A 12,567-nucleotide genomic window follows, 5' to 3' on the forward strand; every position below is an offset into this window, starting at 1 on the left:
TATGCTGCGCGGCAAACAGACCTGGTGGTTCGAGAAGCGCCCCGTCATCATCGGCGCGGCAACGGTAGTAGGGCCAGACGAAGGCGACGGCCCGCTGGCCGAGGATTTTGACCTTGTGCATCCCGAGCTGGATATGCAGCAGAAAAGCTGGGAGAAGGCCGAGCGGCTGCTGCTGGAGCAGGCAGCGGACTTCGCGCTTCAGCATGCCCGGATCGACAAGGAAATGGTGCAGTTTTTTGTGGGCGGCGATTTAATGAACCAAATCATAAGCAGCAGCTTTGCAGCGCGGTCGCTGGGCGTGCCTTATCTTGGCGTCTTCGGCGCCTGCTCCACGTCGATGGAGTCGCTGTCGATTGCCGCAATGCTCGTCAACTCCGGCTCTGCCGATTATGTGCTGGCGGGCACATGCAGCCATAACTGCACGGCGGAGAAGCAGTTCAGATACCCGACCGAATACGGCTCGCAGAAGCCGCCGACGGCACAATATACCGTTACTGGCGCTGGAGCCGGACTCGTTGCCGCTTCGGGGGACGGTCCGACCATCGAATGCGCGACGATCGGGAAAATCGTCGATCTCGGGATCACCGATCCATTTAATATGGGCGCTGCGATGGCACCTGCGGCTGTCGATACGATTCAAGCGCATTTTAACGATACAGGACGTTCCCCAAAAGATTATGACTTAATCGTAACAGGCGACCTTGCTGGTGTCGGGCATCCGCTTGCCAATGAGCTGCTGCTGCAAAATGGCGTGCCGATGGATGACACGGTTTTTGGCGATTGCGGCCTAATGGTGTACGATGTGAACCGCCAGAAGGTGCAGGCGGGCGGCAGTGGCTGCGGCTGCTCGGCAGTTGTCACCTATGGCCATTTGCTTAAGCGGCTCGCAAGGGGCGAGCTGAAGCGGATATTAGTCGTTGCGACGGGAGCGCTGCTGTCACCGCTGTCATTCCAGCAGGGCGAGAGCATTCCCGGCATTGCGCATGCTGTCGCGATTTGCGGAAAGGAAGGGTAAGGCGATGATTTTTTTATGGGCATTTCTAGTAGGCGGCGCTATTTGCGTCCTAGGGCAAATTATGTTTGATGTGTTTAAGCTGACCCCGGGGCATACGATGGCGACGCTGGTCGTTATTGGGGCAGTGGTGGATGGCATCGGCTTATACGAGCCGCTCGTTGCCTTCGCCGGAGCGGGAGCGACGGTCCCGATTACGAGCTTCGGCAATGCGCTTGTGCACGGGGCTCTGACCGAGCTGCATGACCAAGGCTGGATTGGCGTTATTTCCGGCATCTTTAAAGTGACGAGCTCGGGCATATCGGCTGCGATCATCTTTTCGTTCCTGGCGGCATTGGTTATTCGGCCTAAGGGGTAATATAGGGGAAATAGATTGGAAAACTGGAGGGTCCTGTGGGATCCTCCAGTTTTTTTTGGAAATTGATGCATTTGTACTTACTTGCTGGACTACTGTAAAATGGAACTATATGCCTTTATTCATCTTGATACGCTGCGGGAGGTTATTCATATGGAAACGCGACAGGTTGACATGCAATTATGCGCATCTATTCTTACTAATCTAAATTATAGTATTTTGGGAAAACAAGAGCAAATCGAAAGACTGATGATTGCAGTGATCGGCGGCGGGCATGTACTGTTAGAGGATGTTCCCGGCACGGGAAAGACGCAGCTCGTAAAGGCGCTGGCTCGTTCAATCGGCGGCCAGTTCAGGCGCATTCAGTGCAATCCGGATTTGCTGCCTACTGATATAACAGGCGTGTCCATTTATCATCCGAAGCAGGAGGAGTTTTTGTTCAGGCCGGGTCCGGTCATGACCAATTTGCTGCTGGCTGACGAGATCAATCGGGCGACGACCAAAACCCAATCTGCGCTGCTGGAGGCGATGGAGGAGGGCCATGTGACGGTAGACGGCGACACCTACGCGCTGCCTCATCCGTTTATGCTGCTTGCCACGCAAAATCCAATCGAATTCGAGGGCACTTATTTGCTGCCGGAAGCGCAGCTTGACCGTTTTATGATGAAGCTTTCGCTCGGCTATCCTAGCGAGGAAGATGAGCAGAAGATGATTATGGGCGGCGAAGTTCGGCTGCAGCCGGAGAGCCAAATTGCCCAAATCGCCGATGTGGACGATATTATCCGCATTCAGCAGCAGGTGCAGGCTGTTCATATGGATGAGGCGGTGGCCAAATATTTGGTCAGCATTGTCAGAGCTACACGCGAGCATCCCGGTATCCAGCTTGGCGCCAGCCCGCGTGCTGCCCTTTCGTTTGCCCGGGCGGCCAAAGCAGCCGCTTATTTGGAGCAGCGCAGCTTTGTTACGCCTGATGATGTGAAGAAGCTTGCTTCGCATGTATTGTCTCACCGGCTCTCTCTGCATACGGAGGCCAGAATGAACGGCCTCAAAGCGAGCGAGCTGGTCGATCAAATCATGGAACAGGTAAGAGTGCCGGTGAGATTGGAGCGCTGATATGGGAATGCGGACGCTCAGCTTGCAAGGCAGACGACTGCTCATTAGCGCGTTTCTGTATGGAGGAGCGCTGCTTTACTTGTTATTTCAAGGCGGCAAAACGGCCGTCATGCTGTTCGTCATTATGAATGCGCTGCTGCTTTATTTGCTGCTAGGGCGCTTTAGCGGCATTAGCAAAGTAAGCGGCAGCCGCAGCTTGCGCAAATCGGATGGCGGCCATGGCGATTATGCGCTGGCGGCCGGGAGCTCGCTAACGGTCAAGCTTTCGGTGAAGGTGCCCGGGTATTATCCGATACCGTTTGTGCTTGTCCGCGATCAATTGCTGCGCAACAATGGACAAGCGCTGCAATTCGAATCATCCTTTGTGCCGAATTTGAAGCGTTCCGGCGAAGTACTGTATACGACACCTCCGCTGCAGCGCGGTGAATATCGCTTCGGGGCTACCGCCTGCTCCTCCCATGATGTGTTTGGGTTGTTTGAGCATTCGGGCAGCTTTACCGAGGAGTCGGTGTTCAGCGTCATGCCTCAAATCGTCCCCCTTCGCCAGCAGCGCGGTTTGCAGCTTGGCGCGCGCGGGCCATACTCGCACGCTATTGCTTCACGCTCGGCGAAGGAGACGACCCAAATCAATGGCGTGCGCGAATATGTGCCTGGCGACCGCTTGTCGCGGATTCACTGGCATGCGACGGCGCGCACGGGACATTGGAAGTCCAAGGAGTTTGAACGGGAGTCGCTGCCCCGAACGCTTATTATTATCGATCGCGATGCCAAGGCTTACAGCGGGGCGCAGGCAGACCGCTTTGAACTCGCGGTATCAGCGGCAGCTTCGCTCATTGAGAGCGGCGGGCGAGGAGAGACGGCTATGGGGCTGCTGTCGGCCGGATCGCAGCGGGCCATCTTCCCTCCCAAGGCGGGTGCCGAGCAACGGGGGGCGATTATGCAGCATTTAACGGCGGTGAATGCCGATGCGGAGCAGCCTTTATATCAGACGCTGCTTGCATCGGAGTCGCTGCTTGATTCGGGCTCAATTGCGCTTGTTATTTCTACAGCTTCGGGCAAGGAGGCGAGCGCCAGCTTGGAATGGCTCGCACGCAAAGGGCTGCAGCCTTGCCTGCTCCATATTGCGAATGTGGACGGGCGGGCCGCCGTGATGAATCAGGACTGGCAGAAGCTGCTGCGCGCCCGAGGCTGGCCGGTATTTACGCTCACGCAGCTGCCTGAGCTGCCGGCTGTGCTTGAAGGAGGCGGCGGAGCATGAAAAATACTTTAAAAAGATTGAAGGAATATGCCGCGTTTGAGTGGTACAGCCGAATATCCCGTATCATTATTATTTTTTCGCTGCTTAATTCGATTGCGGTTTTTGAAAACTACTGGTGGCAAGCTACATTTACCTCCATTTATATGGCGCTGCTGCTTGCGGGGGCAGTTGACGTCTTGCTTCCAAGGATGAGGCGCAGGCTGCGGCTGCCGCTCCAATTGCTGCTCGTCGTGGTATCAACATGGTTAGTAGTAGGCGCATCTCCCAGCTTAACCGGCTCAGAGGAAGGCTTGCGGAAATTCGCCGCTATGATATGGAGTCTGCTGATCCAGTTCAACCCGTATATTTGGTTTAGCCTGGCTATGCTTGCCACGTACTTGCTGTTCAGTGCCTGGACGACGTCGCGCATTCGGCTATTCGGATTTATTGGGGCGAATTTGCTCGTTTTGACGGTTGCCGATTCATTCACGCCGATCTGGCTGTGGGACAATGTGGCGTGGGTCGTATTGCTAGGGCTCATATGGCTCGCAGCGGGGCATTTGCACCAATTTCAGCGTCACCATCCAGGAAGCTGGAAGGAGCTGCTGCATTATCCTTTGCAATTATTTATGCCTATTGCGGCGGTGCTTGCGCTGCTGATGGCGGCAGGCCTGTTCATGCCATCGATTTCGCCTGTGCTTCGTGACCCGTATACGATTTGGAAAGAATCGAAGGGTGAGAAGGTCAATGTTTTTTTAGGTGAAAAAGGCTCGGACCCGGGTGGTGTAACGCTGGACACAAGCTCCGGCTATGGGCGTGATGACGACCAGCTTGGCGGCGGCTTTAACTTCGATTATTCGCCAGTCATGACGGTTGCAAGCTCCCATCGGAGCTATTGGAGAGGGGAAACGAAATCATTTTATACCGGCAGCGGCTGGCTGGAGCTGGATGAAGGAACGGAGCCGAACAACGTCAATCAGTTGAAAAAGGAGCAGGAGCTTTCCCTGCCGTATGATCGCAAGCTGGCAGACACGATTGAAGTGGAGCAGACGGTGACGATGATTCGGAAGGACCAGTATCCCGTTTTATTTGCTGCCGCTCCGATTAATCGCATTCACTGGATTAATGATCCGGAAGCGAATTTATCCTACCGGCTCACCTGGGCGCCTGACGACCAAGAGCTGCGTTTTCCTTTGCAGGGAAGGGGAAGGCAGCCCTATCCGGAATCATACTCCGTCGTGTCCACCGTTCCCGTGCTGGATGAAGCGAAGCTCCGCAGTACGCATGCGCGCTTGTACAGCTCGAATGAAAATGATCATTATACACAGCTGCCCGATAATTTGCCAGGCGAGGTCAAGCAGCTTGCTGAGGAATTGACCAAAACTGCGACCAATGACTATGATCGGGCGAAAATGCTGGAATCGTATTTGCGTTTGAATTTTGTCTATACGAATGAGCCTGATCTGGGCAAGCTGACGGGAGAGTCCGATGATTTTGTCGCCCAGTTTCTGTTTGAAATCCAGGAAGGCTATTGCGATTATTTTTCTACAGCTATGGCGGTGCTGGCCCGTTCCGTTGACCTGCCTACCCGCTGGGTGAAGGGTTTTGCGCCAGGCGCATTGCCTGCCCTCGGTGTTGATGCAGCAGATCGCTTTGATATCGATACGTTCTTGCAAGGGGAAGGCACGTATACCGTGCGCAATTCCGATGCCCACTCTTGGGTGGAAATTTATTTTGAAGGTTATGGCTGGGTTTCCTTTGAGCCGACAGCAGGATTTTCATTCCCTTATACGGTTGCCGGAGAAGATGCAGCGGCGCCTACACCGGAAGTAGAAGAGGACACAGACGAGGCGGTTAAGGCGGCAGCTGCCGAGAAAACCGACGTTTCGTACAAAGGCTTTTATATAGCTGGCATTTCCCTGCTTGTATTATTGCTCGCGGCTAGCTTGATTGTACGCCGTCAAGCGCTCAAGGCGGCATGGCTTCGCTTCCGGTTCCGCTCTTATACGGCGAATGAGCGCATCGTATGGGAAACGGAGCGCCTGCTCCGTGTGTGCCGGAGGAAGGGGCTAAAGCGCTCTGAGCATGAGACGCTGCGGGAAGCGGTACAGCGGTTTGCCCAGCATCGCACAGATATTCGCAGCGAGCTGACTCAGGTGCTGAACGATTTTGAACGAGCCAAATATAGTGGCGCCGAGGCAGCGCCAGAAGAGGCTGAGCAATTTGTGAACAAAGTCAAGCATGTTATTTCGCTATTATAATGAATAGCTTTTATCCGACTATATATAGAAGGAAAAATTCAGCCTGCCGCTGTCCAAACAATGGACGGCGGTATTTTTTTGCAACAAAATCGTTTTTTATGTTATAGTTTCGTAAGATAGCAGGAGAAAAGCAAAGGGGTTTAACGCTTATGTTCAAGAAACTGTTGCCACATATGCGTGTGGATACGGTTTATGATATTCAATTAGATGAGCTGCATAAGAAGGGAATTCGCGGCATTATTACGGATCTGGATAATACGCTTGTGGGAGCGCGGGTGCCGCTTGCAACGCCCGAACTGGTCAAATGGCTGGACGATGTCCGTGAGCGCGGCTTTAAAGTCGTTATCGTATCGAATAATAATGTAACCAGAGTGTCCAAATTTGCAATGCCTTTGAACATTCCGTTTATTCATGCTGCGCGCAAGCCGGCTAATACGTCGTTTCGCAAAGGGCTAAAGGTATTGGAGCTGAAAGCGGAAGAGACGGTAGTCATTGGCGATCAGATGCTGACGGATGTGCTGGGCGGCAATCGAATGGGATTATATACGATTCTTGTAGCGCCAATTGCTCCTGCTGATGAAGGAATCATGACTCGGGTCAACCGCCGAATTGAGCGTATCGCCAAATCGAGCCTTGGCAAAAACGGGTTATGGAATGAGGGGGAGAAGAAGTGAAGGAAGAGCAGCTTAGTCTGGCCGCGCAGTCTTGTGCGGGCTGTGGCGTAAAACTGCAAACGGAAAATGCAGAGCTTCCTGGCTTTGTGCCAGAGCAGGCAGTAGTTAGGGAGCCGGCTATATGCCAGCGTTGTTTCCGTATTCGCAATTATAATGAAGCATCGTCGGTGACGGTGGATCAAAATGAGTTTCTGAAGCTGCTGAGCAGCGTAGCAACAACCGACAGCCTCGTTGTGCATATTGTCGATTTGTATGATTTTGAGGGCAGCCTGATTTCGGGCTTGCAGCGTTTTGTTGGCAACAATCCCGTGCTGCTCGTCGTCAACAAAGTCGATTTGCTGCCAAAATCAATGAACCTGAACCGACTGCGCAACTGGGTGCAGCAGCAGGCGAAGAGCGAAGGGCTGCGTACGCTGGATATCGTGCTGTGCAGCGCGAAGCGCAACATCGGTTTCGAGCATGTCATTGAGGCGCTTGATCGTCACCGTAAAGGGCGCGATGTGTATGTGGTCGGCGCCACCAACGTTGGCAAATCTACACTCATTAATCGCTTGATTAAAGATTACAGCGATTTGGAGCGCGAGCTGACGACGTCCCGCTATCCGGGAACGACGCTTGATGCGGTTCACATTCCGCTGGATGATGACAAGTTCATCATCGATACGCCCGGCATCGTCTATCCGACGCGGATGACGGAAATTGTGCCGCGCGGATTTCTGCAGTCGCTGCTGCCGGACAAGCCGATCAAGCCGCTTGTGTATCAGCTCAATGACCAGCAGACGCTGTTTATCGGCAGCTTAGTCCGGTTTGATTTTGTAGAGGGCGAGCGCCAATCGTTTACGCTGTACATTTCTAATGCGCTCAATGTGCACCGGACGAAGATGGAGCGCGCGGATGCGCTTTATGAGGACCATCAGGGCGAGCTGCTCGGCGGACCATCTCGCGAAGAGCTTGCGGAGATGCCGGCATGGACGCGCCACTCGCTGCGCGTGCCGCGGGGAGCGAAGAAGGATGTATTCATCTCTGGCCTAGGCTGGATTCAGGTGAACGGAGAGGCAGGCGCCTTGCTCGATCTATATGCCCCGAAAGGCATCAAGGTGCTGCTTAGGGATTCATTGATTTAACGGCCATGATGGGAGAAGCTCATCATTGCGTTTTACACTTCATAGCAGCTGAGAGGGGATATTGGCGGAAATGAGTGCGGGAGAAATCCATAAAGCTATGCAGCGCATAGACAGCCATACAGTGCTTTACGGTGTAATTGGTGACCCCATTCATCATTCCAAGTCACCCATTATGCTGAATCGCGCTTTTCAGGAAACGGGCATTAACGGCGTTTATTTGGCTTTCCACATTACGGCAGGCGAGCTGTCCTCTTTCGTTAGCGGCGTTCGGGCGATGGGCATTCGGGGAGTGAATGTGACGATTCCTCATAAATTGGATATGATGAAGGAAATGGATGAAATCGACGAAAGCGCGCGAGCGGTAGGGGCGATGAATACCATTGTCAATGATAACGGCCGCCTGATTGGCTACAATACTGACGGCATCGGCTACGTCCGTTCCCTTAAGGAAGAGGCGGAGCCGGACCTTGCCGGGAAGAAGATCGTCGTGATCGGAGCAGGCGGAGCTGCGCGCGGCATTGTTTATGCGCTCACAGGCGAGCAGCCGGAGCGCATCACAATCGCTAACCGGTCACTCGGCAAGGCTGAGGAGCTTGCAGCAGCACTGCGCCACCGTGCCGATATTGCAGCAGTCACGAATGATGAGCTGCGCACGGTATGCGCGGACGCGGATGTCGTAATCAATACGACCTCTCTAGGCATGTATCCGAATGTGGACGAAAGTCCGCTTGATGCTTCATGGCTGAAAGCGGGCTGTGTGGCCAGCGATTTAATATACAATCCGCTGCAAACGAAGTTTTTGCAGGAAGCTGCGCTTCATGGCTGCCGGACGCATGGCGGTCTGGGCATGTTTATTTATCAAGGCGCGTATGCTTTCGAATATTGGACAGGGCAGCCTGCGCCTGTTCAAGCGATGCGCGAGACGGTACTCGCTGCCCTCCAGGGCTAGCAGCATTTTTCTTATTACTATTTGAAAGAAGGAACATAGAGCGATGCTTACAGGGAAACAAAAACGTTATTTGCGCGCGATGGCGCATCATTTACAGCCGATTTTTCAAGTCGGCAAAGGTGGAACGAATGACCATCTTGTACGTCATATTAATGAATCGATTGAGCTTCGCGAGCTGATCAAGCTGTCCGTGCTGAACAATTGCATGGATGATCCGAAGGAAATCGGGGTTGAAGTAGCAGCAGCAGCTAAAGCCGAGCTGGTACAGGTTATCGGCAAAACGATTGTGCTTTACAAACGCGCATCGGAAGAGAAAAACCGCAAAATCGAATTGCCAGCTGTCAAAGCGGGACGCTAAAGGCTTGCGAGGAAATGAGTGCCCGCAATTTGTTCAAATATAGGAAAGATATTTCTCGGACTGAAACGCGCCGCGCCGCCAGACGGCGGCGGAAGCCGTTTCACCTTGCCGCTTTTGCTGGCAAGTATCTAGCGGTACTTATTTCGCCGCAATGACTAAGTGTGAAGTCTACAGATAAGGAGGACTGCGGCTATGCGTAAAATCGGCATTATGGGCGGAACGTTCGACCCGATCCATCTCGGACATCTCATTGCCGCAGAAACAGCGCGCACAAGCTGCGGGCTGGATGAGGTGTGGTTTATTCCCTCGTTTTTGCCTCCGCTTAAAAGCCATGAGCCTGGCGAGCACAGCGAGCTGCGGCTGCAGATGGTGCAGGAAGCTATAAAAGGCAATCCGCATTTTCGGGCATTGGATATAGAGCTTGCAAGAGGCGGGCTCAGTTATTCGATTGATACGGTTCTAGAGCTGAGGCAGCTGCATCCGCACGATTCCTTCTCCTATGTTATTGGAACTGACCGGATCAATGATTTGCCCGGGTGGCACCGGATTGAGGAGCTGGCGGAGCGGGTTGCTTTCATCGGGCTTAATCGAGAAGGCACGGAATCGGAAGCCGGCGAGCTGCCGGACTACTTGCAGCAGCGGCTGACGTATATCAATATGCCGCCAATCGGCATTTCATCTACGGCGATTCGCGAAGCGATTCAAGCTGGCGGCAGCTTCCGCTATCTCGTACCGGAAGCTGTGTTTCATTTTATTACAGGGAGGGGCCTTTATGGAGCGCGATCAAATGATTGAGTCGGTGAAAGCGCAAATGCCCGAGAAACGCTGGAAGCATACCGAAGGCGTGATGGCAACGGCGGTTCAGCTGGCGGTAAGGTTCGGGGAAAACCCGGAGCAGGCTGAGCTGGCGGCGATTTTGCATGATGTGGCGAAATATTGGCCGGCCGACCGCATGGAGAAGGTGCTGCGCGATCAGCAGCTGGCGCCTGAATTGCTTGATCAGGATAAAAATTTATGGCATGCCGAAGTGGGCGCCTGGGTGGCGGAGCATGAATATGGCGTGACAGATACGCTGGTGCTGGATGCCATTCGCTTCCATACTTCGGGACGCCTTGCGATGACGCGGCTGGACAAGGTCGTATGCCTCGCGGATTATATGGAGCCTGGGCGCGATTTTCCCGGTGTTGACGACATTCGCAGGCTGAGCAAGGAGAGCTTGGAGCAAGCGCTGCTTGCGGGGTTTGATTCGACCATCCTGCTGCTGCTCAAAAAAGGCAAGGCCATTTTTCCACTGACAATAGAAGCGCGTAATGGTTTAATAGAAGAGTTAAAAACAGGAGGCTGAGTTATGACGGTACATTCGGAGGAGCTTCTGCAAGCAACGGTTGCTGCAGCGGAAGATAAGAAGGCTATGCGTATTGTAGCTTTGAATTTGCAGGAAATTTCCCTGGTAGCTGATTATTTCGTAATCTGCTCGGGTAATTCGGATACACAGGTACAGGCGATTGTGACGGAAATCCGCAAATCCGCGGAGCTGCGCGGCGTACGCGTACGCGGCATTGAAGGGATGGATTCCGCGCGCTGGGTGCTGATTGACCTTGGCGATGTTGTTGTTCACGTATTCCACCGCGATGAGCGTGAGTATTATAACATTGAAAAGCTGTGGTCTGACGCCAAAGTTGTGGAGTTCGCATGAGCTTGATCGCCGGTACGACAATAACGCTAAGGGTGGCACGCGAAGTGTCGCCCTACGGCTATTTTTTGACCGATGGCGAATCCGAGGTGCTGATGCATTATACGGAGCTGGTCGGCAGCAAGCCTAAAGTTAACAATGAGGTTGAAGTATTTATATTTTTTGATACCGAGGATCGGTTGGCGGCGACGATGAAGCGTCCGCTGGTGAAGCTCGGCGAGATGGCCCGGCTTAAGGTTGCCGATGTCCATCCGCGGCTGGGCTGCTTCCTCGAAATCGGTCTTGGCCGTCAGCTGCTGCTGCCGCTTTCGGAGCTGCCGGAAAATATCGATTATCGTCCGCTGCCGGGCGATGAGGTTCACATCGTGCTGGGCCATGACAAAAGCGGCAGGCTTATTGCCCGGCTTGCGGGCGAGGATGAGCTTGGGCCGCTCGTATTTGCTGCACCAGATTCCTGGCGCAACCAATGGATCGAAGGCTGGGTAACGAAATCGCTGCAAATGGGGTCGTTTGTCCTAATTGATGGCGGTGTTGTCGGCTTCGGCGCTTACGGTCTTATTCCGGCACCGGACCGCCTGCGCCCGCTTCGGCTTGGCGAGCGTGTCTCGGCCCGGATTACCTTTATCCGCGAGGATGGACGGGTGAATTTGTCGATGGGCCAGCAGAAGGAAGTGGGCCGCCTTGAAGATGCCGATCGCCTGCTTGCCTTTTTGAAGGAGCGTCCGGGCGGCGGCATGCCTTATTCCGATGAGACGGAAGCGGGCATTATTAAGCAAAAATTCGGCATTAGCAAATCGGCATTTAAGCGTGCGATCGGCAAGCTGATGCGCGAGCGTCTGATTACCCAGAAGGGCAACTGGACCTATCTAGTGGAAGCGACAGGAGACAATGGCGCAGCAGGCGATGCTGCCAAGTCGAACGATGGCGAAGCTTCTGCTTCCGAAGGCTCATCAGAGGATTAAGGAGGGGCTTTCTAGGTGGAGTCATATGGCGAGTTCGCTGCGGTATACGATGAGCTTATGAGCGACATGCCTTACGAGGATTGGCTGTGGTTCACTAAGCAATGCTGGGAGCGTTATGGCAAGCCTTCTGTTATTGCCGATCTTGGCTGTGGGACAGGCTCTATTGCGATACCGCTGGCTTTGGCCGGCATGCAAGTGTACGGCATCGATTTATCTGAGGATATGCTGACTGTGGCACGCAGCAAATGGGATGAGGCGTTATCTGCCGTCCAAGGCGCACGTGCAGGCACAGCAACCTGGCTGCAGCAGGATATGAGGGAATTGGATCTGGGCGCGCCTGTGGACGCGGTTATATCGTTCTGCGACTGCGTCAATTACTTGACGGAGGAAGCGGATGTAATCGCCGCTTTCGAGGCGGTATACGCGGCGCTTCGCCTTGGCGGCGTATTTCTGTTCGATGTGCATCCGAAGGCACAGCTCATTCGTTATGCGGAGGAGCAGCCATTCGTGCTGGACGAGGACGGGGCTGCCTACATTTGGACATGCGAGCTGGATGAGGAGCGCTGCGAAATTGAGCATCATTTGACGATTTTTGCGCATGAAGGCGGCGAGCGGTTTCGCCGCTTTGAAGAAATGCATGTGCAGCGGGCTTATGAGGCGGACTGGATAGCGGAGCAATTGCACGCAGCCGGATTCAGCAAGGTCGAGCGTTTTGCCGATTTCAAGCTGCAGCCCCAAGGCGAGCACTCCGAGCGGCTTTTTTTTGCAGCGGTAAAATGATAATACGGCGTTCTGCTGGAACGCCAAAAGGCTTGCGCGGCCGTCATGC

14 protein-coding genes are annotated in these 12,567 nt (G+C 53.9%); all 14 read left to right on the forward strand.

Translation table 11 applies throughout. The annotated features are described in order from the left end of the window. Position 1: 1 nt before the first annotated feature. Complete coding sequence (spoVAD, locus tag AC6B99_RS07140; protein ID WP_056041955.1) at positions 2-1,015, forward strand: stage V sporulation protein AD; 1,014 nt, start codon at positions 2-4, stop codon at positions 1,013-1,015. Positions 1,016-1,019: 4 nt separating this feature from the next. Then, positions 1,020-1,370 carry a stage V sporulation protein AE gene (gene spoVAE, locus AC6B99_RS07145; RefSeq protein WP_056041954.1) on the forward strand — a complete coding sequence of 117 codons (351 nt, stop codon included), beginning with the start codon at positions 1,020-1,022 and terminating at the stop codon, positions 1,368-1,370. A 150-nt stretch (positions 1,371-1,520) separates the two neighbouring features. After that, the gene (locus AC6B99_RS07150; RefSeq protein ID WP_494862053.1) at positions 1,521-2,480 is read left to right on the forward strand and encodes an AAA family ATPase; all 960 of its coding nucleotides are present in this window, start codon (positions 1,521-1,523) and stop codon (positions 2,478-2,480) included. 1 nt (position 2,481) lies between these two features. Continuing rightward, a complete protein-coding gene (locus AC6B99_RS07155) occupies positions 2,482-3,738 on the forward strand; it encodes a DUF58 domain-containing protein (RefSeq protein ID WP_155973519.1) in 1,257 nt (418 codons plus the stop codon). Then, complete coding sequence (locus AC6B99_RS07160) at positions 3,735-5,978, forward strand: DUF4129 domain-containing transglutaminase family protein (RefSeq protein ID WP_496663089.1); 2,244 nt, start codon at positions 3,735-3,737, stop codon at positions 5,976-5,978. The genes AC6B99_RS07155 and AC6B99_RS07160 overlap by 4 nt, the downstream gene beginning before the upstream one ends. A gap of 149 nt (positions 5,979-6,127) precedes the next feature. Further along, positions 6,128-6,652 (forward strand): YqeG family HAD IIIA-type phosphatase, encoded by a 525-nt coding sequence (locus AC6B99_RS07165; RefSeq protein WP_056041947.1) that lies wholly within the window; start codon positions 6,128-6,130, stop codon positions 6,650-6,652. Beyond that, positions 6,649-7,776, forward strand: coding sequence for a ribosome biogenesis GTPase YqeH (yqeH, locus tag AC6B99_RS07170; protein ID WP_046229654.1), 1,128 nt, complete (start codon positions 6,649-6,651; stop codon positions 7,774-7,776). The genes AC6B99_RS07165 and yqeH overlap by 4 nt, the downstream gene beginning before the upstream one ends. Before the next feature lie 70 nt (positions 7,777-7,846). After that, positions 7,847-8,725 (forward strand): shikimate dehydrogenase, encoded by an 879-nt coding sequence (gene aroE / locus AC6B99_RS07175; RefSeq protein ID WP_494880562.1) that lies wholly within the window; start codon positions 7,847-7,849, stop codon positions 8,723-8,725. Positions 8,726-8,768: 43 nt separating this feature from the next. Further along, a complete protein-coding gene (gene yhbY, locus AC6B99_RS07180; protein WP_099521038.1) occupies positions 8,769-9,083 on the forward strand; it encodes a ribosome assembly RNA-binding protein YhbY in 315 nt (104 codons plus the stop codon). 192 nt (positions 9,084-9,275) lie between these two features. After that, positions 9,276-9,878 (forward strand): nicotinate-nucleotide adenylyltransferase, encoded by a 603-nt coding sequence (gene nadD, locus AC6B99_RS07185; protein ID WP_496663090.1) that lies wholly within the window; start codon positions 9,276-9,278, stop codon positions 9,876-9,878. Then, complete coding sequence (yqeK, locus tag AC6B99_RS07190) at positions 9,856-10,428, forward strand: bis(5'-nucleosyl)-tetraphosphatase (symmetrical) YqeK (protein WP_496663091.1); 573 nt, start codon at positions 9,856-9,858, stop codon at positions 10,426-10,428. Before nadD ends, yqeK begins: the two co-directional genes overlap by 23 nt. A gap of 3 nt (positions 10,429-10,431) precedes the next feature. Then, entirely contained in the window at positions 10,432-10,779 is a 348-nt protein-coding gene (gene rsfS, locus AC6B99_RS07195; protein ID WP_056041940.1) for a ribosome silencing factor, read from the forward strand. Beyond that, positions 10,776-11,738 carry a CvfB family protein gene (locus AC6B99_RS07200; protein WP_056041938.1) on the forward strand — a complete coding sequence of 321 codons (963 nt, stop codon included), beginning with the start codon at positions 10,776-10,778 and terminating at the stop codon, positions 11,736-11,738. The genes rsfS and AC6B99_RS07200 overlap by 4 nt, the downstream gene beginning before the upstream one ends. 15 nt (positions 11,739-11,753) lie before the next feature. Then, positions 11,754-12,518 carry a class I SAM-dependent DNA methyltransferase gene (locus tag AC6B99_RS07205; RefSeq protein WP_496663092.1) on the forward strand — a complete coding sequence of 255 codons (765 nt, stop codon included), beginning with the start codon at positions 11,754-11,756 and terminating at the stop codon, positions 12,516-12,518. Positions 12,519-12,567: the final 49 nt, after the last annotated feature.

This window comes from Paenibacillus liaoningensis, assembly GCF_059609455.1.

Bases quoted from the DNA above. Each gene is read 5' to 3' on its own strand.
- rsfS (WP_056041940.1), top strand. From the start codon at position 10,432: ATGACGGTACATTCGGAGGAGCTTCTGCAAGCAACGGTTGCTGCAGCG.
- aroE (WP_494880562.1), top strand. From the start codon at position 7,847: ATGAGTGCGGGAGAAATCCATAAAGCTATGCAGCGCATAGACAGCCAT.
- yhbY (WP_099521038.1), top strand. From the start codon at position 8,769: ATGCTTACAGGGAAACAAAAACGTTATTTGCGCGCGATGGCGCATCAT.
- nadD (WP_496663090.1), top strand. From the start codon at position 9,276: ATGCGTAAAATCGGCATTATGGGCGGAACGTTCGACCCGATCCATCTC.
- AC6B99_RS07200 (WP_056041938.1), top strand. From the start codon at position 10,776: ATGAGCTTGATCGCCGGTACGACAATAACGCTAAGGGTGGCACGCGAA.
- yqeK (WP_496663091.1), top strand. From the start codon at position 9,856: ATGGAGCGCGATCAAATGATTGAGTCGGTGAAAGCGCAAATGCCCGAG.
- AC6B99_RS07165 (WP_056041947.1), top strand. From the start codon at position 6,128: ATGTTCAAGAAACTGTTGCCACATATGCGTGTGGATACGGTTTATGAT.
- spoVAD (WP_056041955.1), top strand. From the start codon at position 2: ATGCTGCGCGGCAAACAGACCTGGTGGTTCGAGAAGCGCCCCGTCATC.
- AC6B99_RS07155 (WP_155973519.1), top strand. From the start codon at position 2,482: ATGGGAATGCGGACGCTCAGCTTGCAAGGCAGACGACTGCTCATTAGC.
- AC6B99_RS07160 (WP_496663089.1), top strand. From the start codon at position 3,735: ATGAAAAATACTTTAAAAAGATTGAAGGAATATGCCGCGTTTGAGTGG.
- spoVAE (WP_056041954.1), top strand. From the start codon at position 1,020: ATGATTTTTTTATGGGCATTTCTAGTAGGCGGCGCTATTTGCGTCCTA.
- AC6B99_RS07150 (WP_494862053.1), top strand. From the start codon at position 1,521: ATGGAAACGCGACAGGTTGACATGCAATTATGCGCATCTATTCTTACT.